Annotated in this window: 18 protein-coding genes; all 18 read right to left on the bottom strand. The window is 58.5% G+C overall.

What is annotated here, in order from left to right:
- Nucleotides 1–132: 132 nt before the first annotated feature.
- Nucleotides 133–594 (bottom strand): hypothetical protein, encoded by a 462-nt coding sequence (locus BXY39_RS06635; RefSeq protein WP_147453492.1) that lies wholly within the window; start codon nucleotides 592–594, stop codon nucleotides 133–135.
- Entirely contained in the window at nucleotides 591–1,724 is a 1,134-nt protein-coding gene (locus tag BXY39_RS06630) for a PepSY-associated TM helix domain-containing protein (RefSeq protein ID WP_147453491.1), read from the bottom strand. Before BXY39_RS06630 ends, BXY39_RS06635 begins: the two co-directional genes overlap by 4 nt.
- A 111-nt stretch (nucleotides 1,725–1,835) precedes the next feature.
- The gene (locus tag BXY39_RS06625) at nucleotides 1,836–2,306 is read right to left on the bottom strand and encodes a hypothetical protein (RefSeq protein ID WP_121938054.1); all 471 of its coding nucleotides are present in this window, start codon (nucleotides 2,304–2,306) and stop codon (nucleotides 1,836–1,838) included.
- Between the two features lie 302 nt (nucleotides 2,307–2,608).
- Nucleotides 2,609–3,397 (bottom strand): hypothetical protein, encoded by a 789-nt coding sequence (locus BXY39_RS06620; protein WP_121938053.1) that lies wholly within the window; start codon nucleotides 3,395–3,397, stop codon nucleotides 2,609–2,611.
- A gap of 118 nt (nucleotides 3,398–3,515) precedes the next feature.
- Complete coding sequence (locus tag BXY39_RS06615) at nucleotides 3,516–4,709, bottom strand: efflux RND transporter periplasmic adaptor subunit (protein WP_170163678.1); 1,194 nt, start codon at nucleotides 4,707–4,709, stop codon at nucleotides 3,516–3,518.
- A 19-nt stretch (nucleotides 4,710–4,728) separates the two neighbouring features.
- Nucleotides 4,729–7,104: an ABC transporter permease gene (locus BXY39_RS06610; protein WP_121938051.1), complete on the bottom strand. Its 2,376-nt coding sequence runs from the start codon at nucleotides 7,102–7,104 to the stop codon at nucleotides 4,729–4,731.
- Nucleotides 7,105–7,154: 50 nt separating this feature from the next.
- Nucleotides 7,155–7,859, bottom strand: a complete 705-nt coding sequence (locus tag BXY39_RS06605; RefSeq protein WP_121938050.1) for an ABC transporter ATP-binding protein — start codon at nucleotides 7,857–7,859, stop codon at nucleotides 7,155–7,157.
- 260 nt (nucleotides 7,860–8,119) lie between these two features.
- On the bottom strand, nucleotides 8,120–10,156 hold the full coding sequence (locus BXY39_RS06600; RefSeq protein ID WP_170163677.1) for an alpha/beta hydrolase family protein: 2,037 nt from the start codon (nucleotides 10,154–10,156) through the stop codon (nucleotides 8,120–8,122).
- 10 nt (nucleotides 10,157–10,166) lie between these two features.
- Nucleotides 10,167–12,152 carry an alpha/beta hydrolase family protein gene (locus tag BXY39_RS06595; RefSeq protein ID WP_121938048.1) on the bottom strand — a complete coding sequence of 662 codons (1,986 nt, stop codon included), beginning with the start codon at nucleotides 12,150–12,152 and terminating at the stop codon, nucleotides 10,167–10,169.
- 562 nt (nucleotides 12,153–12,714) lie between these two features.
- Nucleotides 12,715–13,488, bottom strand: coding sequence for a retropepsin-like aspartic protease family protein (locus tag BXY39_RS06585; RefSeq protein WP_121938046.1), 774 nt, complete (start codon nucleotides 13,486–13,488; stop codon nucleotides 12,715–12,717).
- A 98-nt stretch (nucleotides 13,489–13,586) separates the two neighbouring features.
- Entirely contained in the window at nucleotides 13,587–14,339 is a 753-nt protein-coding gene (locus tag BXY39_RS06580; protein ID WP_121938045.1) for an MBL fold metallo-hydrolase, read from the bottom strand.
- Nucleotides 14,336–15,190, bottom strand: coding sequence for a TatD family hydrolase (locus BXY39_RS06575; RefSeq protein WP_121938044.1), 855 nt, complete (start codon nucleotides 15,188–15,190; stop codon nucleotides 14,336–14,338). The genes BXY39_RS06580 and BXY39_RS06575 overlap by 4 nt, the downstream gene beginning before the upstream one ends.
- Nucleotides 15,187–16,752 (bottom strand): methionine--tRNA ligase, encoded by a 1,566-nt coding sequence (gene metG / locus BXY39_RS06570; RefSeq protein WP_121938043.1) that lies wholly within the window; start codon nucleotides 16,750–16,752, stop codon nucleotides 15,187–15,189. Before metG ends, BXY39_RS06575 begins: the two co-directional genes overlap by 4 nt.
- 113 nt (nucleotides 16,753–16,865) lie before the next feature.
- Entirely contained in the window at nucleotides 16,866–17,960 is a 1,095-nt protein-coding gene (locus tag BXY39_RS06565; RefSeq protein ID WP_121938042.1) for a DNA polymerase III subunit delta', read from the bottom strand.
- The gene (gene tmk / locus BXY39_RS06560; protein WP_121938041.1) at nucleotides 17,950–18,618 is read right to left on the bottom strand and encodes a dTMP kinase; all 669 of its coding nucleotides are present in this window, start codon (nucleotides 18,616–18,618) and stop codon (nucleotides 17,950–17,952) included. Before tmk ends, BXY39_RS06565 begins: the two co-directional genes overlap by 11 nt.
- Before the next feature lie 59 nt (nucleotides 18,619–18,677).
- Nucleotides 18,678–19,868 carry a D-alanyl-D-alanine carboxypeptidase family protein gene (locus BXY39_RS06555; protein WP_121938040.1) on the bottom strand — a complete coding sequence of 397 codons (1,191 nt, stop codon included), beginning with the start codon at nucleotides 19,866–19,868 and terminating at the stop codon, nucleotides 18,678–18,680.
- A gap of 97 nt (nucleotides 19,869–19,965) precedes the next feature.
- Nucleotides 19,966–20,814: a septal ring lytic transglycosylase RlpA family protein gene (locus BXY39_RS06550; RefSeq protein WP_170163676.1), complete on the bottom strand. Its 849-nt coding sequence runs from the start codon at nucleotides 20,812–20,814 to the stop codon at nucleotides 19,966–19,968.
- Between the two features lie 29 nt (nucleotides 20,815–20,843).
- Nucleotides 20,844–21,935 carry a lytic murein transglycosylase gene (locus BXY39_RS06545; protein WP_245998987.1) on the bottom strand — a complete coding sequence of 364 codons (1,092 nt, stop codon included), beginning with the start codon at nucleotides 21,933–21,935 and terminating at the stop codon, nucleotides 20,844–20,846.
- Between the last annotated feature and the right edge of the window lie 16 nt (nucleotides 21,936–21,951).

Here is a 21,951-nt window from a genome sequence, read left to right as displayed (position 1 = left end):
CTGTCTCCTTCCTGAATTGCTTATGCGTTTTATTTGCATTTCTTAATCCTGTCCGCCCGATATGCCTCCTGTCGGAGGCGTTTCATCATGTGAAGGTTGGCTTTTCGTGAGTGTGTTTGTCAGAGAGGTCCGTCAGGACGCGGCCACGGGATAAGGCCATGTCACCACTGCCGGTCTGCCCTGCCAGTCCAGCGTTTCCACCTCAAATATCAGGGGTTTTTTGTTTTCATCCGGGCCGTCCTGTGCCAGGGACAGAACCGCGCGTAGACTGTTCGGTCCCCCCTTTAAACTGGCCTCGCTAAGCGTCGCGCCACCCCTGGCGCGCAGGCGTACCGTGGGCGTGTCCACCCCGCGGGCGCATACAGGATCCATTTGTGCGGTGATGCGAACCCCGTTGTCTTCGCGCAGCAAACCCAGATGAAGGGTACAGCCGGCCAGTATCCCTTCGATCCGGTCTCCGCGAATGTGAAAAGACCCGCCAGCCAAGCGTACATAAGGCGCAATGATGGCAAGGGAAAACAGAACCCCGGCCAGCGAGAGCCATTTCCATATCCCCATGCCACGCCACGCGGGACGATATGCTCTCGTTTTCATTCCGCTGCCTCCGGCATGGGGGCGCCCCTGGAGGCGGATGCCTCGCGGCGCTGATGTGCCTTCCGCATGCGGGCGGAAAAGATATAGACACCGCTGAGTGACATGGCCGACAGAATAATCCCGAAGAGGAAATACAGCAGCTTGGTCGGCCAACCGCCGAAGGTGCCGAAATGGAGGGGATCGGCCATTTCACTGACCCGCTGCATAACCGTAAGCGTGTGTCCGTCCACAATACCGACGATACGGCCCGTGCGGGCATCGAGCGACACGGCATTGCCCCTGCCCCGCACCAGAATGGCATCCGTATGGCCGTGAAAACGTACCGGCTCGTCGGCATACCGGGGCAGGAACACCTGATCTATGCGGTAGCCGGGCAAAGCACCGCGCGCGCTTGCGGCCATATCGTTCAATGAAACAAAGTCCGGTATCACGGGCTGAACCGTGGCCGCGTCATGGTATGGCACCTGCTCGGGAAAGGGACCGACGGTCAGCCCTGCCAGACGACCGGTTGCCTCAGCCAGATACCACAAGCCTGTCAGGGCAATGACAATGATGAACCAGATGCTCCATACACCGCCCAGCCGGTGCAGGTCCCCCCACAGGGTGCGGGGGTCGCGCGTGCGGGGTTTCTTGAAGAAACCGCGCCAGAATTTCTTGTACACAAACAGTCCGGAGATCAGGGACACAATAAGCAGTATGGACAGGCTGGAGACAAGAATGATGCCATAGGCATTGAAAATCATCAGTCTGCGGTGGGAATCCCGAAACAAACGCTGGGCGTTGAACCAACCGCCCTCTCCCTGAACCGCCAGCGTTCCCGGATGAATGAACAGGCGCCGCCGCTCGCCCTCATCCGTCAGCGCGACCGCTTCGGCGGCGAACCAGGGATCGAGCGGAGCCGCGATCCATTCCACCGACCAGTCCGGGCGCGCGGTCCGGGCGGCGTCGGCCATGCCCTGCCAGTCATATGTCTCGGCCTCATGGACGGGCAATACACGGCGTGCTGGATCGATCAGCCAGTCAATTTCGTGGGAGACCGTGGCCAATGTCCCCGTAATCAGCACAAAGCTGATCAGGATGGAAAGCTTCAGCCCCATCCAGCGATGAAGATCCAACCAAACGCGTTTCACTGTGTCCTGCCCATGACATGAGAATGATTTTCACTATCGGCTTACCATGCATCCTGTCAAGACAGTTGCGCGCGTTTTCTACCGGCGGAACCTCCGTAAATATAACCGCTGTTAAAACAGTATCGGCATTTTCTCGCCGGTGGACAGGAGACATTCGCCAATACCGCCTGCATTGAAGCCGTCCGCCGGCCGGTTCAAGGTGAAATCACATTCCATCGTTCTGCCGTCCGTACCGATCAGAACCGCCTGCGCGGTGGACGCATAGATATCCTCGGACGCGTCAAGCCGACGGACTTCAGGCTCCAAAATGCCTGTTTCGGGATCTTCGACCTCAACCACGATGTCCCTGGTGAAATTCCGCGTCGATTTTTCAATGACCGCACTGCCTGCAAAGAATTCACCGTTCCGCAGGGCGACCTGGATGGAGACATTGTCACGAAACCAGTTTTCCGTGATGCGGACATCGGCAATACCCTGCGCATATCCACTGTCGGTCTGAACCGCCGCCTGCCCCGTGGTGACATATTCGCAAGCCGATAAAGCCGGAGCGAGCCCAAGTAAAAAAAGCAACAGACGGTTCATGATTTTACCCCCGAATATGGTCCGGCATTCTCACTTTCAAAAAGAAGAGAACCGGACTTGTTTCGCCCAAAGAAATCGGACACCGAACACTGTTGTCATATTGAGGAAACGCAGCTGAATATTTTCTGAATTACAGGTCCAAACACTGTTCAGAACAAAGCCGTCCATAAGGGAAACCGGATCCGCAAGCATGACTGTCCCGGCGGGATTGCGGCGACGCAAAGGGGGAATGCCGCAGCATTCCCCCTTGCAAACAGGATATGGGCCAACAGGATATAGACTAGGCGTATGGTGCCAGGCGATTAAAACGCCACACGCAGGCCGGCGAACAGCGCATCCACATCGCCTGCGAATTCATACCGGGCCGAAACCCATGCCGGGCCGAATATGTTGAAAGCAGCGTTGGCCCCGCCGCGCCAGTCCTCAGTGGTGCGCAAACCGTCCTCACCGCCGGTTTCATTGATCGGATTTTGCACACCGACGGGAACGAAATCAGGAGAGCCCACATCGGTGTAACGGACAAAACCGCCGACCTCCAACCGGTCGGTTGCCATCCAACGGGCGCCCACCTCGGCATCGAAACCGGAGCTGCCGGCGAACAGATTTTCCGAGATCAGTTCCTCGGTATCGTCCGGAAAAGGAACGACAATACGATTGGCGTCGAAATCCGTCTCGGTGTAGGCCGCCTGGCCATATATGGACAGGTTCATCGGTAGGTCCAGCGCATATCCCGCACCCAATCGCCAGACCTGGGTATCCAGATCGAAACTGGCACTGGCGGTCTCGCCAAAAGCGGATGTCACATCGACATCGAGATCCACACTGGCCTCACGGTATTCACCGTGCAGATAAAAACCGAACAATAACTCAAACTGACAGGCCGCCCGGATACCATCGCCGGAGTCTGCATCAATACTGTAGGACCGGCCATCGGCGGGCGGAACGACAAGTATTCCGGCGTCGACCGTTTCATAATTGTAGCCGGCTTCGCAATTCCGAAAACTGGGACTGTCGGCGCGTGCCCCAACGCCCGTGAAAATACCGACTGTCAGCCCCAGGATCATGAAAGAAGAATACTTATAATTGCGCATTTTCTCCTCCTTAAGCAAATGCGTCTTAAAATCCGGTAGTGAAGATGAATATTGAATGAATAAACAACAGAGTCTCGCGAATGAAAAGCCCGCCCAATATTAATGAATTTTCTTAATATTAAGAAATATCACGTATCTCAAGTTTAACGCCGTCCTCGACGGAAACACCGGGGTGCAGGACAACCTGCTCGCCGGCGGAAAGACCGGACAGGATCTCGACGGCGGTGGGGGTAAACCGCCCGGCTTCAACGCCGCGAAAACGGGCCCGTCCGTTATCCACAGCGAAAACACCCCATCCATCCGCCATCCTGAACAAAGCGCTGGCCGGTACTTTCAGAACATCCTCGCCGCGCCAGACCTCAATCCGTACATCGACACGAAAACCGTGCCCGAGGTTTTGCCACTGCTGCCGGTCGTCGACGAAGTCGATGATCACATTGACACGCTGTTCATCCACACCCAGCGCTGAAACCTTGGTAAACCCGAAAGGTTCCACCCTGCGCACACGGGCACGCAGAGAGGCGCCTCCCCATCCTTCAATGGTGACGGGCGCGCCATCGGTCACCTGCACGGCTTCGCTGGACAGAAGATCGACGACAATTTCCAGATCGCGCGGATCGCCGACCTCAATAATGCCCTGACCCGCCTGCACCACGGCTTCACTTTCCTGCAACAAGCGCAACACGCGGCCGTTGGCCGGCGATGCGATCTCGATCAGGCATCGTCTCTCGCCGCACACCTCATCGCCGGGCTCCATCAGCGCGGCCTCGCTGCGGCGCAATTGCGACTGGGCGACCGCGACGGCGGCTTCGGCTTCATGCATGGCGGCAATAGCGGTATTATAGGCCATACGCCGGCGGTCCAATGCGGCCTCGGACACATTGCCACGTGCTTTTAGGGCCTGTGTGCGCATCAACTCGGCCTCGGCAAAGTCACGCTCGGCACTGCGGCGCTGCACGTCCGCCTCGGCCAGGCGCAAGGACGCCCTTGAAGATTCCAGCTCAGCCTGCAATTCGGCCTCGGTCCGCACATCCAGAAAACTGGGATCGCTTGGCAGAATACGCGCGAGAATTGTCTCGCCCGCGGCCACGTCGTCACCGACATCATGGCCCAATCTGAGCAGGCGCCCCGCCACGGGCGAGGACACCGTGTAGATGTCGCGGACGCGGGTCTGACCTTCTTCGTTCACGGTTGCGACCAACCTGCCCCGGGTGACGGTACCCACATCGACCGGCACGGCAGCAGGCAACATCGCCACAACGACAAGCCCTGCAACGCCAATGCCCGCAGCCGCGATAAGGAGACGCTTCATTATCCGAGGATTCATCAGGCTATTCCCTTGTTTTGAGAACTTTTATCAGGTCGAGACGGTCAATCCTGCGACGCACGATCAGGCCGCTGACGCCTGCGGCGGCAACAACGATCAGGGCCGATGAAGCAATCGTCTCCGGCTGCAAATCGAAAGGGATCGTAAACAGGTCACTGGAGAAACTGCTGACGATGGCATAGGACAAAAGCGCCCCGAAACCGGCGCCAAGGGGCAAGGCCACGAGGACCACCAGCGCCAGTTCGGCAAGCAGGATGAAGGATACCTCGGCCCGGTGAAAGCCCAGCACACGCATGGAAGCCAACTCACGCGCGCGTTCCGAGAGAGAGATACGCGCCGTATTATAGACCACGCCAAAGATAATAAGGCAGGAAAAAGCCGCATTGATCGTGATCGCCCGCCCCATATTCTCGTCCATGATATCCAGAAAGGTCCGGTAAGCGGCCTGCGTCAGTTCCACCCCCGCGACACCGGGCATGGCACGCAATTCGGTGAACAGATCATCCGCACGGCTCGGGTCTATCGCCAGATAGGCGCCGGAAACCGCGTCCCCCTCATCCATAAGGCGGTTCAACGTGCCCACCGACATATATGCCGGGGTCCCCACAAAGGCATCGACAAGAGCCGTGACACGCAGGTCAAGAGTGGGACGGCGGCCTTCGGTGATATCCGCGCGGACCATATCGCCGATACCGACACCAAGCGTGCGGGCCAGCGAACGGGAAATCATCAGTCCCTCCTCCGGCGGATTGACGGACATACCGTCATCGTCGATAAGCCTGTTCAAGTCAGGGCTGACAACGACACCGGACAGGCCCTGGCGTTTTTCCCTAGTGCCCGCCTTCAGGATTGCCGGAACGGACCGGAAGGGTTCAACCGTCTGCACGCCCGGCAGGCGTGCCAGTTCGTAGACGACGCCACGGCTTCTGGGGTCAACAAGCGTCACGGTGATATCCTGCAACTGGGATTGTTCGAACGTGACGAAGGTCATCTTATTGATGGCATCCATATTGCCACTGGCGCCCGTCAGCAGCCCCATGGCAAGCGCAACGCCGATGACGGACATGGCCATGCGGCGCGGATGACGCAGAATGTGCCGCAGGACCATACGCCCCGGTCCGTCAAGAAAACGGGACCCGGAACGCGCCATGGCGGCAATGCCGGAATAATCCGCCGGCGCAGGCGGGCGCATGGCATCCGCCGGGTCCAGCCGTACCGCCGCCCGGATAGCCGACATGGCCCCCAGACCACCAGCCAATACGGCAACGCCGCCGGCCAGAACATATCCCGACAGTCCGGCCCGAAAATACAGGAAAGGGAAATGAAAATAATCGGCATACAGGTTGGCCAGCCCGCGCCCGAGATAGCCACCACCCGAGCAACCGATCACGAACGCCGCGACCACCACGGTCATGACCAGTGCCAGATAATGCCCCGCCACCTGCCTGTTGGAATAACCGAATGCCTTTAAAAGGCCGATGATCTCGCGTTCCGTGGCGACAAGGCGCATGATCACGATGTTCAGCAGAAAAGCCGCCACACCCAAAAATACCGACGGCAGAATGGTGATCTGGGTACGCAATTCGTCCATTTCGTTGGTCAGAAAACGATCGGAGATATGATCCGCCCGCACATAAGCCCCGGTGCCGCCATAACGGTCCAGTACCGTATCAACCTGATCCACGACATCCTGGGCCCTGGCATCACGCCTGAGCGTCATGATCAGGGAGTTGAACGCGCCGTCCATGTCATAGGCGGCTTCCAACTGGCGGCGGGCCATCCAGAAGACGCCGTAACGTTTGTTGTCGGGCACAATACTGCCCGGAGCAATCGCGTAGATATATTCCGGAGACAACACCGTACCGACAATCTTCAAGCGTTGTTTTTTACCATTGACCGTGGCCGTGATCTCGTCATCCAGATCCAGCCCATGGGCATCGGCAAAGAATTCCAGCACCAGCACCTCATCCGCGCGCCGGTGATCCACCCAGCGTCCCTTGCGCAGGACAAGGTCATTGATACCGGGACGGCCGAGGTCGGGTACGGAGTGCAGAGTGCCGGTTACGGGTTCGGGAAAACCCGGCACATCGATGACAAGGGCACCGGTGATGCGGCTTTCCACCGAGGCCACGCCGGCAATGCGGCGAAGCCGGTCCTCCAGCGCCGCCGGCGCCCGTTTGGCATAGGCGAATATATCGGCAAAGCGCGTGCGCTCATAATAGGCGCTGCCGGTGACCTCAAGCGAGCGGAGCATACCGGCAAACATGATAAAAACCATAATCCCGCAGGCCAGTACGAGGCCGACAGCCGTCAACGGGCCGCGCAGACGCCACAGATCACGCAGCAGTTTTTTGTTCAAAGGCGTGGCGAACAGATGCACCGGTCAATTTCCCATCACCACACGATTTCCCATCACCACACGATTTCCCATCACCACACGATTTCACTGGCCTTGACACGGCTGTCGCGGATTTCCTCCCGGTCCAAGCGGCCATCGACAAACCGCAGAACCCGGTGCGACATGGCGGCAATACCCGCATTGTGTGTGATGACCATGATTGTGGTCCCCGTGCGCGCATTGATGTTCTCAAGCGCTTCCAGCACCAGAACACCGGTTTTGCTGTCCAGTGCGCCGGTGGGTTCGTCACACAGCAGAACGGTCGGGCGTTTGGCAATCGCCCGTGCAATGGCGACACGCTGTTGTTCGCCCCCGGAAAGCTGGGCCGGAAAATGGTCCAGCCGTTCCGCCATACCGACAAGTCCCAGGGCATCCGCCGCGTCCATGGGGTCACGGGCAATTTCCGTTACCAGATCCACATTCTCACGGGCTGTCAGGCTGGGTATGAGATTGTAGAACTGGAAGACGAAACCGACATGGTCGCGCCGGTATGTCGTCAAATCATGATCCGACAGGCTGGTAATATCCCGCCCCTGAAACAGCACGTGCCCTTCCGTCGGTCTGTCAAGCCCGCCGACTATGTTCAAAAAGGTGGACTTGCCGCTTCCGGATGCCCCCAAAAGGACGGCCAGTTCTCCTTGCGGTACGGTCAGTGTCACACCGCGCAGGGCATGCACCGCAGATGCGCCCTCACCATATGTCTTGGTCAGGTTCTCAATATCGAAGATGTTCCCCATTCAAGGGAAACTAGAGGCAAGGCCAGTCCCAGGCTTTAATCCAGATCAAGAATTCGCCAGTCAAGAATTGAATGGGCAAGGATTTAATGGACATATGACCAATAAATGCGGGTATGGTGGCATACACGAAACTAGCTGTCAGAAACTGCGGGTGACAAAACCATTGCAGATCAACAACATCGACGATGTTGCCATGGAGCCTCAAACCAAAAGCAGGCAATCAACCCGCCTGACAACCGAAGCTCGAGCGGTTACTGGCTTTATCGCCCTTCCGGCCGAGGAACGGCCGGATTGTGCAAAGACATAAATGCACCAAGCCGGTAAAGCCATTGTGTTCGGTACCGGGAATAACGCAAATGGTGCCCTTCGCCTTCAAATTCGGCATAGTCGACGGCTTTTTTACGTCTGGCCGCAGCCTTCGCAAACGCCCGTGACTGGCCGACGCCGACAACCTGATCATGGGTACCGTGGGCAACGAAGACCGGGATAGCGACTTCTTTTATGCGCTGGAGTGGCGAATAGGCCTTGATCTTGCCCTTCTTGGTGTATCCCGCCAACTGACTGTAGACAAAAGAGTCTTCATCCCAACTGTCCTCCTCCTCCAGCATCATCCTGATATCGGTCACAGGCGCCCACGCAGCGGCGCATCGGAATGTGCCCGTATCACGCACGGATGCCATCAGGCTAGCATAGCCGCCATAAGACCCGCCGGCGATGCAGATACGGTTTGCCGCAGCATAGCCCTCATGCACAAGCCAGCGGGCACCGTCGACAAGGTCATCCTGCATATGCTTGCCCCACCCGCCCCAGCCAAGCGCCATATAACGGAAACCATATCCTGAAGATCCGCGAAAATTGGGCTGAAGAACGACATATCCCAACGCGGCCAGAAACTTCGCCTCATAATCAAACAGGGGTAAGGTTCTGACATGCGGGCCGCCATGTGGCAGCACAATAGCCGGCAAGCCGACGCCTTTGGCCTCGTCCAGCTTCATCCCTGGCGGCAGGGTGATGTAACCCGGTATCTCCACGCCGTCCCTCGCACCATATGTCACGGGCACAGTACGCCCGATATCGGACGTAGACAGTGCCGGGTAGTTTCTCACCCACTCGCGAAGAACATCATTTTCAGCCTGATAAAAAAACAACCTCCCCGGCTCATCCAACCCGAATGTTTCCACCAGCATGAGGCTGCCGCCCTTGGTGGAAGAAAGTACGGTAAAATCACGGCCGCCGAGTTTTTCCTTAAGGGCAAGGTGCCGCATGCGAAACCCTTCATCCAGATATTCCAAGCCGTATCGCGACGTGAAATAACTGGCCGCTAGCGCCTTACCGGATCGGCTTGTCAGCAACCCCTGCACATCCACGCTATCGTGGCCATATACCTTGCCATCAAGGACACGACGCTTCAGGTCAAAGCGGAATATGGTCGACCGCCCCGTGGTGTGCGAGGCGGTGACATAGACGATATTAGGATCGTCCGAAAAACCATGTATGGAAAAACGGTCGCGCGACAACAGTTCAATATCCTCCAAACGGAGCCATTCACCTTCTCCGTCACGGATGAGCATATGACCGTCACCGTCTTTATTTTCGCCATACCCCAAGCGAATCTGGCCGGTATTATCCGCATACCAGTCAAAAACAGGCAGCCCGTCGGGGGCTTCAGACACGGGCGTTTTTTCGCCTGTGTAAATGTTGAGCGTGTAGACGCCGGTGCTCCGGCCATCACCCGCCATATGCCCAACCAGAATATGCTCCGGATCGTCCGGCAGCATATGGATAACGTCGTTGGAGCGTTGGCGCCGCGGCGCTCTCAATGCCATGATATCGAGAATGACAGGCAACGAGCCGTCCCTGTTCACGGCCATCATTTTGGAGGGGGCTGAGCGGTAAAGCTCACCACCGATGCGAAAATGCGTATCAAAACCGACGATCAAACGCTCATCATTGGCCCAATCCACCCAAGCGAATGTCTCTCCACCGGGGGCCTGAATGGTTGAGACATGCTGGACATCTTCCGCAGTCAGCACGCCGACCATGATACGCGCAAATCCTTTGTCTTTATCGCTTTCGATATAGGCGACGGCAGTGCCATCCGGTGAGAGTGACGGCGAGAAAACGCGCGGCACATGACCGAAACGCTCAGCCAAATCCACCAGCCGGTCATCGCTCAACCCGCGCGCCGCCGGTTCGTCGGCGGAAACCGCCATTCCGAAAACCGCAGCAAGCGAAAAAGCCGCCACCAACGAAAAAACTGTCAGGATCCCAGGCAAACGAATTACGGAAAAACGCATCGGAGCACCCCTAGCGGCTAGCCATCTCGGCATCGCCCTCCGACAAATGCGCAGGGTTGTATTCCAAGAGAAAATGTCCCAATTCCCGAAGCCAACGATGTCTTATCGCTTCTTGTCCGCGACTGTGTCCAACGCCTTCCAGTTCAATATACTTCACTTGCTTGCCGGCCTTACGCGCAGCTTTGGCAAACTCACGCGCATGCTTGACACTGACCTCTTCATCCTCGCTGCCATGTATGAGCAAAACAGGGGCTTTTAGCCTGTCGACCATATGAAGCGGCGAAATGGATGCGTAAGCTTTTTTCTCCAAATCGCCCATTACACGATCATAGAACAGGGTATCATCGTTCCAACTTTCCGAATCCTTCAGCATCAGGCGGATATCGCTCACCGGCGCCCATGCCGCTGAGCAGCGGTAGCTACCGGCATCGCGCGTTGCGCCCGTCAGGCTTGCATACCCGCTGTAACTGTAGAACCCGACGATACAGATGCGGTCGGCATGGGCATATCCTGTCCGTGACAGCCAGGCAGCAGCATCAGCCAGGTCGTCTTGCATAGCGCGTCCCCATTCGCCTGCACCGAGCAGACGAAAGCGCTCCCCATACCCTGTGGAGCCACGATAGTTGGGTTGGAACACCACATACCCAAGGCTTGCCAGAAACTGACCTTCATAATCCCAGCCGACCATATTGCGCTGAGCCTGCGGACCATTATGCGGCAAGATCACCGCGGCGCCGGGGCGACCGGGGTCATGGTTTTTCGGTAGGGTGATGTAACCCGGAATTTCAAGGCCGTCGCGAGCCTCAAAACTGACAGCCTGCATGGGGTGCAATTGTTCTGGCTCAATATCCGCATAATAGCTGAACAGCGGCGTGAGGGTTTTTTCAGCCCGGTCGAAGAAATAGACCATACCCGGATCGGTCGGCCCCTGAACCTCCACAAGGTAGCGCAGTTCATCCATAGATGTTGACAGGATCCTGAAAGGCAGACCGCCAAGAGCCTTTTCAAGGCTGCGGCGGGTGCGCGCGAAAATCGGGTCCAAATATTCGTATTCAAGCTTGTCGGCAATATAGGTTACCGCGAGCGGCCGTCCGTCCGAGCGTGCACGGATAAGACCGTGCACGTCGTACCGCTCATGCTCAAACACCTTGCCCGCCAGTTCGCCCGCTTCAATATCGAATTTGTAGAGCGCCAGCTTTCCCGTGGCATAGGACGACATCACATAAAGATGGCGCGGGTCGTCTGTAAAATTGAAAATCTTGAAACGTCCGTCTTCAAAAAGCTCGTTTTTCTCGAGTTCAATCCAGTCGTCCGTTTCACCGACGCGGATGATCATCCTGCCACGACCACGGTTGTCCTCGCCAAAACCAAGCTTTACGACACCGCTATGGTCCGCGTACCAGTCGCTGACATGCGCCTTGCGTGGCCCCGTCAGAATACGCTCCATGTCGCCGGTATATATATTGACCTTGTAGACGGATGCCTCGGGATCAAAGATGCTGGAGGCCTGACCGATCAAGATATGCTGCGGATCCGCTGGCAGAAGGTGCAGAACATCGTCATTTTTCAGGGCCTTGATCTTGCGCTTTTGGGAGGCCAGCATCTTCGTGTTATCGCCGTTGCGGTCAATGGCGATCATGCGGCTGACTGCATTTCTATAGACGCGGCCCCCGTATTTCAAACCGCTGCTGATACCCACCAGCAGACGGTTATTGTTGGCCCACTGCACCCATTTGAAACGGTGATCGTCCCTTTGCAGGCTGAGGCGGACATGAAGCTGACCGTCAACAATATCGGCGACGATAAGACGCGGTACTTCTTCACCGCTTTCCTTAATGATGAAAGAAACGCCGTCACCATTTGGCGAGAGCGTCATCGACCAAATAGACGGCGTCTGCGCGAACAATCCGGCAAGCTTGTCCACATTTCCCGCCGCCACAACCTGACGGCTCATAATTACGATCAAAACGCTGATAAAAACGATTAAAGAGCGCATAAAAATCCCCCAAGAGCGCCAATTTCTACTTTTTATTGAGTTCTTATTGGCTCAGCGAAATTCTCATTTCAATCCAAAAATTGCGCCGTCTTCACAATGTTGCAAGCGACCATACATATCGTCGGCAGCGGGATTGGCCGGATCGGATACGGCATGGCAGGCCGCCAGCCATGCCATGCCCGTCATCCTGCATGAAATGCGGCTGCCCGACCATTGGCCGCCGACGGAGAACAGAAGGACCATTGGTTATGGGGTGAGTTCAACAAAGGACCATTCATGACTGAGAATAGAGAACGGATTTTCCATCACATAGGAAGCAAGAGAGACCTTCTTCTATCGCCATGAAGATAGGGGTTTTACGCTCCGCACTGAAAACAAAGGTCATAGTGTTTTGCGTGACGGTGTGAGAAGCCATTTAATCCTCCAGACATCTCATCCGAAGGCAGTTTACAAAAGCCTCAGCTCGGAAGCATCCGTTTGCTAGGTTGTATTTTACCGAATAAATGCCAGCCCGCACAAAAAGATCCGACCAGACCGGCCAAAACGGCAGACGCCGCAGCCGTCAGGGACGCAGGATCAAGGTATCGCCACGGAATTCAAAACTGGAAAAACGGTTCAGCACGGACAGACCCAACAGAGAGCCGCGCATCTCGGCACTGTTGATGGTGACCGGAACATCGTTGAGAACCGCGCTGCCGACCCCGAAAGTTTCCACCTGCGCCCTGGCGAAGCGGACCGAGCCATTGGCCGTTTCCGCCCGACCGTCAAAGTTCAGAATGCCATTGTTGATGCCGACACGCTCGGCATCATCGGGGCTGAGAACCACATTGGAAGCACCGGTATCGACCATCATGCGCACGGACACGCCGTTCAGTTCCGCCCGCAGCCAGAAATGACCGTCGCGGGATCTGTGGACCAAAAGCCCTTCATCCGTCGTCATCGCGGCGGACGGGTCCAATGCGGCCATGAACCGTCCGCTGAAATCGGACCGGTACAGATAAAAGCTGGCAACGCCGAGAATGAGGAGAATCCACACACCCGCAAACCGCGCCAGCCGCCACAGGCTTGACCGGCTCCAGAAAGCGGCGGTGCCGCCGAAAATCACCAGAATAATCAATGCACGGACAAAATGCGGATCGGCTGCGCTGCCGACAGGAAAAGCCAGCGACAGCCCGACCATGAGCAACGCAATGCCGACCAGAAAGGCAATCAGACGTCCCATACGGGTCGGGGACCGGTGCATGTGCGAGACACGGTCCTGCCGGTTGTATGCGCGCTGCCGGCTGTCACGGTCGGATATGGGGGTTGACGGTGGCCGCCAAGGGTCGTTGGTCATGCCTGTCTCCTTACCCGTGAAATATAGTCCATGCAGCACCGCACGCCAAGCCGGCAGCGACAGGCCGAGACAGCCGGCGGTCGAAATGCAAGTGATTTCTAAAGTGTCAGCACCATGCCGTCATAAGCGGGCTCAACCCCCGCCGGCAGACGGGCACGCAAACTGTCATAGTCCATATCCCACGTCATATGGGTGAGGACGGCACGATCCGGCCCGACACGGTCGATCCAGCCGAGCGTCAGATCCAGATGGGCATGGGTGGGGTGCGGGTCATAGCGCAGGGCATCCACCACCCACAACCGCACCCCCGCCAGTGCCTCAAAGGCTTTTTCATCCAGATGGTTCAGATCGGTGGAATAGGCCATATCACCGAAACGGAAACCGTAACTGATGCCCTGTCCATGGCCCTGGGTAAAGGGCAGCATGGTAATGGACCCGATCGTGACCGCCCCATCCATCACATGGGCGTCACAGATGGCCGGATACCCCGCAACCGGTGTAAAAATATAGCCGAACCGCTGACGCAGGACAGATATTGTCGCCGCATCACCATAAACCGGCACCCGTTGCCGGCCGGCCTGGAAAAACCCGCGCAGATCGTCGATGCCATGCGTGTGATCCGCATGGTCATGGGTATAAAAGACAGCATCCAGAGAGCGCACACCGGCATCCAGCATCTGCATGCGCAAATCCGGCGAGGTATCGATGAGAATACGCGTGTCGCGATCCTCGATCAGAACGCTGGCCCGGCGCCGGCGATTTTTCGGATTGTCCGGGTCACAGGCCCCCCAATGTTCCGGCAGTTTCGGGACACCGCCGGACGTACCGCAGCCAAGAATGGTCAGCTTCACGCCGCCCCCGCCTGCGCGGTGCCGACCGGGATCGCGGTGTCTTCCCTCCCCTTACCTGCGGGTGGGGCCGCCTTTTTGAAAAGATCGAAGAAATTACGTGAAGTTGTTTCCATAAGATCATCAAAAGAAACATTTTTCAGATCGGCAATATAGCGCGCTGTATCGGCGACATAGGCGGGTTCACACAGTTTTCCACGATGGGGCACAGGCGCCAGAAAAGGGGAATCCGTTTCAACAAGCAACCGGTCCATCGGCAGGTCGACAACGATCTCACGCAGATCGTCCGCGTTCTTGAAAGTGACGATCCCGGATATGGAAATGTAAAACCCCATTTCCAGCACCGCGTCCGCCAGCGCGCGCCCGGCTGTAAAACAGTGAATGACCCCGGTGAACGGGCCTTTGTCCATTTCCTCGCGCAGCATGGCGGCACAGTCTTCATCCGCATCCCGGGTATGGACGATGACCGGCAGACCGGTCCGGCGCGCCGCCTCCATATGGGCGCGGAAATTCTCCTGCTGTGCCTCGCGCGGGGCATTGTCGTAATAATAATCCAGACCGGTTTCCCCCAGGCCCACGACCTTGGGGTGGACTGACCGTTCGATCAGGGCGGCAACGGCAACGCCGGGTTCATTCGCCGCCTCATGCGGGTGAATGCCCACACTGGCATAGATATGGGGGTTGCGCTCGGCGATGGTTCGGACTTCGTCGAATTCGCGCAATTTGGTATTGATGGCCAGCATGCACCCGACACCGGCCGTGCCGGCGCGTGCGATGACGTCATCCTGCTGTTCGGCCAGACCCTCGTAATTCAGATGGCAATGGCTATCGACCAGATATCCGAACCGGCTCACGCGTTTTTCTCCCCGTCCGTTTCCAGTTCAAGCCGGGGAAAGACACCACTGGGTTTCACGATGGGCCGCCCGGCGGCAAGGCGTCCGCCTGCACCAAGCGCGTCGAAGCCGCGCGCACCGGCATCAATGTCCAACAGGTCCAGCAACGCGGCTGCCGCATCCGGGGTGACCGGCTGGGCCAGAATGGCGAACTGGCGGATTGTTTCGGCCACCACATAGAGTACCGTGCTCATGCGCTCCGCGTCGGTTTTCTTCAAGGTCCAGGGGGCCTGCTCCGAAATATAGGTATTCGCCGCACCGACCTGGTCCCAGATCGCCCCAAGCGCCTTGTGAAACGCCTGTCTGTCCATATGCGGCCGGACAATGTCGAGAAGGCCGTCCACACCGTCCAGCAGTTCCCTGTCCGCATCCGTCAGGTCACCGGGAGCCGGCAACGCGCCATTGCAATTTTTATGGATCATGGACAGGGTGCGCTGCGCCAGATTGCCGAGGTCATTGGCAAGGTCCGCATTGCAGCGATTGACGAATGCCGCGCGTGAAAAATCGCCGTCATTGCCGAACGGGACCTCGCGCAGCAGGAAGTAACGAACCGGGTCCAGACCGAAGTCATCGATCAGGGCAAAGGGATCGATGACATTGCCTTTCGACTTGGAGATTTTTTCGCCTTCGTTGGTCCACCAGCCATGGGCAAAAACACGGCGCGGCAACGGCAACCCGGCGGCCATGAGAAAAGCGGGCCAGTAAACCGCATGAAAGCGCAGAATATCCTTACCGACCATGTGGACGTCCGCCGGCCAGAATGTGCGGTAATCCTTGCTGCCTTCGTCCGGGTAGCCGGTCGCGGTCAGGTAATTTGTCAGCGCATCGATCCACACATACATGATGTGCCCGTCCGCACCCGGTACCGGGACACCCCATGTGAATGTGGTCCGGGAAACGGACAGGTCTTCAAGTCCGCCGCGTACAAAGCTTTTCACCTCGTTCAGGCGGGAAGACGGCATCACGAAATCGGGCTGTGTTTCATACAGTTCCAGAAGGCGGTCCTGAAAAGCGGACAGTTTGAAAAAGAAACTTGGTTCCTCGACCCATTCCACTGTCGAGCCGGACGGCGCGACCTTTGTACCGTCGGCACGGTCGGTCAGTTCCTTTTCGCTGTAAAACGCTTCATCCGAGACGGAATACCAGCCGGAATAGGCACTTTCATATATGTAGCCGGCATCGGCGATACGCTGCCATAAGTGCTGTACGGCGCGTTTGTGGCGGTCTTCGGTGGTGCGGATGAACTGATCATTGCTGAAATTCATCGCGGTGGCGAGCGCCTGGAAGCGGGCGGATACCCGGTCGCAAAAACTTTGCGGATCCACGCCGGCACCGGCCGCGGATTTTTCCACCTTCTGGCCATGCTCGTCCGTCCCGGTCAGAAACATCACGTCATATCCGTCCAGCCGCTTGAACCGCGCCAGAACATCGCAGGCAAGCGTGGTATAGGCGTGACCGATATGCGGTACGTCATTCACGTAATAAATGGGGGTCGTGACATAATAGCTGGGTCGCGTGGACATAGTTGCGCTTACTTTCCGTGAGGCTTTCCGGACCTGAAACTTCCGCCTGTCCGCACCGTCCGAGGGAACCGGTGCAGATTTTCATGAGTATTGAACGGACAGGCACCCTGAATTCAGGCCGCGAGCCCGGTAAAATCCGACAACAGACCGATCAGAAGCTGTTTGCGATCCAGATTGACCACGTCGGCCCGTTCGGCCAGATGGTTGGTCTTTTCCCATAGCTCCAGCCAGCGATCAAGCCCGCCGCGTTGTCGCATGGTCTGAAACAGCGCCACATCGTCGGCATCAAGACCGTCGGTTTCACCGGTGGCGAGAAAGCGCACAAACCGGCCAAGAAAATCCGTCAAGAGAGTGAGAAAAAGCCGGTAACGCGTCTCTTCTTTCGGGGCAGCCAAACCGGCGCTGAGGATCATCAGCGTATCGATCCCGGACCCGGCCGACAGGAGGCCGGTCAACGCCCTGTATAATGTGGCGCCGTCCTCGCGCACCAGCATCAGCGCCCTGCCCGGCGCCCCGGCGGACAGCCGCGCCAGAAGCGCGGCATCATCGGCACTGACGGCATGACCGCTTTCCGCGATCAGCCACTGTGTCAACCGGTCCCCGGCTATGGGGCGGATGGCCAGGGTGCGGCACCGGCTGCGAATTGTCGGCAACAACCTGCCCGGCACATGGCTGACAAGAAACAAAAGAGCCCGCTTGGGCGGTTCTTCCAACAGCTTCAGAAGTGCGTTCGCAGAACTGGGGTTCAGTTCATCGGCGGCATCGACAATGACGATGCGCCAGGGCGCGTCCGTTGCCGTCTGGCCGAAAAAGGGGCCAAGGCGCCGGACCTGATCAACGCCGATATCCCGTTTCATCCTGCCGGTTTTGGCATCCACGCTGCGTGACAGATACAGAACGCCCGGATGGGCGCCGGCAGCAATCAGCCGCACCGCCGGGTGCCCCGGGTCGAGTACAAACCCGGCTGTTGGCGCCCCCTCGCCGAAAAGATCGGTGCCGGCGCTGTCCGCCGGTAGTGCCCCCGATTGCAGGGCGGCGGCCAGACGCCAAGCCAGACCGGCCTTGCCGATGCCTTTCGGCCCGGTGATGAGCCAGGCATGGTGCAGCCGACCCTGAGAACGGGCGGTAACAAAGGCGGGAAGCGCCTCGTCGTGGCCGATCAGAGGGACTGTCAGATCGGGTACGGCGTGCGATCCGTCATCCACCATCGGTCACATCCATTCGGTCCGCGACAGATTTCCAGATATCCCCGTGGATTGCCCCGATATCACGGTCCGCATCGATGACCTGACAGCGCGCGGTCTCTTGTCCGGCGATCTCAAGATAGGCACGCCGCAAGCGGCTATGGAAATCCTGCCCCATGCGTTCAAACCGGTCCTCGCCATCGGTGCGGCCGGCTTCGCGCCGGACAGCACGCGCCAGCCCCACATCCACGGGAAGATCGAGAATCAATGTCAGGTCCGGGGCAAAATTGCCCAGGGCAAGCTGCTGCAAATTCGTCATTTCCGTCATGCCAAGGCCGCGCGCAGCCCCCTGATAGGCGACAGTGGAATCAAAAAAGCGATCGCACAGCACCCATTGCCCCTGCTCCAAAGCCGGTCTGATGAGCCGTGCCACATGCTCCGCACGGGCAGCCGTGATAAGCAGAGCCTCGGTCATGGGCGTCCAGCGGTCGACCGCCCCCTTGACGATCAGATCCCGGATCAATTCCGAACCGGGGGCACCGCCGGGCTCACGCGTTGTGCGCACGGCAATTCCCGCCTGCTCCAAACGGTCGGCCAAGAGACGGATCTGTGTGGATTTGCCCGCCCCTTCGCCACCTTCCAGCGTAATGAAGCGGCCGCGCGGCGCTGTTGGCCCGGTCATATGTCCCCTGCTCTCATATATGTGGCGGTAAGCCGGCCCAACAGGGCTCTACTACAGTGTCAATTTTGGGGTCCCTTGCCGGCCGAACCGAACAACAGGTATTCAAGCGCGGCACCGATCCTGCCGAAGCCGCTTACCTTTTCAACACCGCCGCCGGCCAGAACAGGTAAAGACAGCGCCGTGCGGTCCGGCATCGTGACGGTCAGTTCGCCAATCACATCACCCTCAGCTATAGGGGCCGGCAAAGGGTTCAGGTAAGAGAGCGTCACCTCCATCTGGGCACGTTGGCGCCGGGACAGGGTCAAACCGAGGTCTTCACCGAGAATGAGGGGAACAGTTGCGGCCCCGCCCAGCCAAACCTCGGCATAGTCAATGGTTTCCCCGGCGCGGAAGAGCGGATAATGCTGGAAATTGCGGAAGCCGTATTGCATCAGACGCTGGCTTTCCCGCATGCGCTCACTCTGGGAAGACAGGCCCCCGACCACGAGGACGAGGCGCCGCCCGTCACGCTCGGCCGACGCGGCGAGGCCATAGCCGGATTCTTCCGTGTGACCGGTTTTCAGACCGTCGGCGCCTGGAAAGCGGCCCAGAAGCGGGTTGCGATTAAAACGGTTGGAGCGGAAATCCTTATACAGATATTCCCGTTCACCAAACATGGGGTACAGGTCGGGGAAATCGGTGGCCAGTTTCAATGACAGGGCCGCAAGATCGCGTGCCGTCATCACATGGCCCTCCGCCGGCCAGCCGTTGGCGTTTTCAAAGCGGCTGCCGGTCAGACCGATTTCAATGGCCTTGGCGTTCATCCATTCGACGAAGAGCCCGTGACTGCCGGCCATATGTTCCGCCAGAACCACACAGGCATCATTACCGGACAAAACGATGATCCCGCGCAAGAGATCCGCGACCGTCACCACATCCCCGGCGCGCAAAAACATCGTGGAACCGCGATTGTTCCAGTCGCGCCAGGCATCATCCGATACGGCGACCTCGTCGCTGAGGGACATTTCCTGGGACTTGATGGCCTCGAACGCGAGATAGACGGTCATCAGTTTGCTCATCGAGGCGGGCGGGAACGGATCGTCAGCATCCTTTTCAAACAGGACATCGCCGCTGGACGCATCAAGCAGAATGGCCCTTTCCGCCGGTGTGGACATGCGCTGCGCCCGCACAGGTAACAGGCCCATCATCCCAACACTCACCAGCAAAACGGCAAAGCCCGTGACGATATGAAACCGCTTGAAATCCGTCATAACTGTCTTTCCTCAACCCTTGATCAGCCGCACAAGACCGATCCGCCCTGGATCGCACCCCGTATGGTCCCGCCGCCGTAAGAAACAAACCAAGCCTTTATTTCGGTTCGCTGAAAATGCGTGCCTCATAAAAACCGTCGGCCATGACCCGGTCAAGGGTCCGTTCGGCCTCATTCCTTTCCCGGAAGGGACCGATGCGTACGCGCCACAGCTGCCGGCCGTCGGCGCGCACATCTTCAACATCGGCCCGGACACCGGCATCGCGCAGTTTGCGCACTTGGGCCCGGGCATTGTCCCGTTCGCCGAAGGCACCGACCTGAACGAAGTGCACGGCATCACCGTCGGCCACCGGACTGTCGGCTTTGGCGACACGGCGACGTTTCGGCGCGCGGCCGTTTTCATCCACCACCTGAACACGCACCTTGGTCACGCCCTGCTTTTCGAAGCCGAGCAATTGTGCGCCACGCCGCGAAACGTCAAGGATGCGGTTTTTCACAAAAGGCCCGCGATCGTTTACGCGCAACAGGATGGACCGGCCGTTTTCCAGATTTGTCACCTTGACGAAACTGGGCAGCGGCAGGGTTTTGTGGGCCGCCGTCAGGGCATTCATGTTGAAGACTTCGCCATTGGCGGTTTTGCGGCCATGAAACTGTTTGCCATACCAGGAAGCATAGCCGGTCCGGTCGTATGTCGGGTCTTCCTCGGGATGATACCAGACACCGGCCACCTTGTACGGATTGCCGATCTTGCGGGTTCCGCCATTGTCGCCCGTGGGCAAGGTATCATCGGCGGGGGCCCGGTCAGACGGTCCCGGCCCACCGCCACAGGCAGAGACGACAAGAGCCGCGGATAAAAACAGCCAGCGCAGCGTCATGCCGCCTGTCACGAACGCACGCACATATCCGGGTAAACGGCCCGTCAGACACATGACCGCCTTATACGTCATCGCAGCCGGCCCCGATACCGCCCGGCATGTCATGGCCGGATCGCATCCGACAGAAGACCGACGGACAAGGCATATTTGAAGGACGGATTGTACCGCATGATGGAACAGAAATTATCATACACCAGCCAGCCCCGCCCATCATCCGCGTCGCCGAGCACGAGGGCCGCCGGAATATCGCGCATCGGCAGATCGCTGCCGTCAATGCGGCGCAGGCCCATGGCCTGCCAGTCACCGAGCGGCCGCCAGGCGCCGAGGCTCTTGTATGCACGGCAATGGCCCGCCGGGCGCACACCGTCAGCCTGCGGGGCGCTCAGGGCTTCTTCGCCGGACCGGCCGTCCGCCGTATCCGCAGCACCGGGCGCCGGCAACATGACGGGGCGCCCCCATGTCAGGTCATTGCGCCAGCCATAATGACGCAGATAGTTGGCGATGGAGGCGAAAACATCAAGCCGGTTCGACCAGATATCGCGCATACCGTCACCGTCACGGTCGACGGCAAATTTCAGGTAGTTTTCCGGCATGAACTGGGGCTGCCCCATGGCACCGGCCCATGACCCCTTCATCAGGTCGATGCCGGCATAGCCCTTGTCCAGAATTTCGACAGCCGCGAACAATTCACGGCGGAAACGCTTTGCCCGACGGGGGTCATAGGCCAATGTGGCAACGGCGTCAAAAACCGAGATGGTCAGCGGGATGGTGCCGTAATTGGTTTCCACCCCCCAGATGGCGGCAATGAATCGCGGCTGGACATTATAGTCACGCCCAATGGCGGCCAGATCGTCCATATGGTCCTGCATCATGGCCGCTCCTTTTTCCCGGCGCCAGGGACTGACCCGCTTTTCCAGATAGGCGGCGTAGGTCTGCACCACCTCGGGCTGGTTGCGGTCGCGGGTGATGACCCGTTTCAGCAGTTTGATATCGGCAAACGCGGTGTCCAGCGTTTCGGACCGGATGCCACGGCCGAGAGCCTCGCTGCGGAATGCGTCAAGCCATCCGGCAAAGGCCGCGTCTTCATCCGATGCAGCGTCACTGCTTTCGGGCTGCCCGTCCGATACAGGCGCAGTCCCGGAGGATGCGGCCGGTTGGGACGCCGGAGCGGTATCCGGCTGATCCTGAGCCATTGCGGGAAAACCGGCC

Origin of the sequence: Eilatimonas milleporae, assembly GCF_003688555.1 — a bacterium.
GTDB classification, from domain to species: domain Bacteria; phylum Pseudomonadota; class Alphaproteobacteria; order Sphingomonadales; family Kordiimonadaceae; genus Eilatimonas; species Eilatimonas milleporae.
This window is presented reverse-complemented; position numbering and strand designations above follow the sequence as displayed.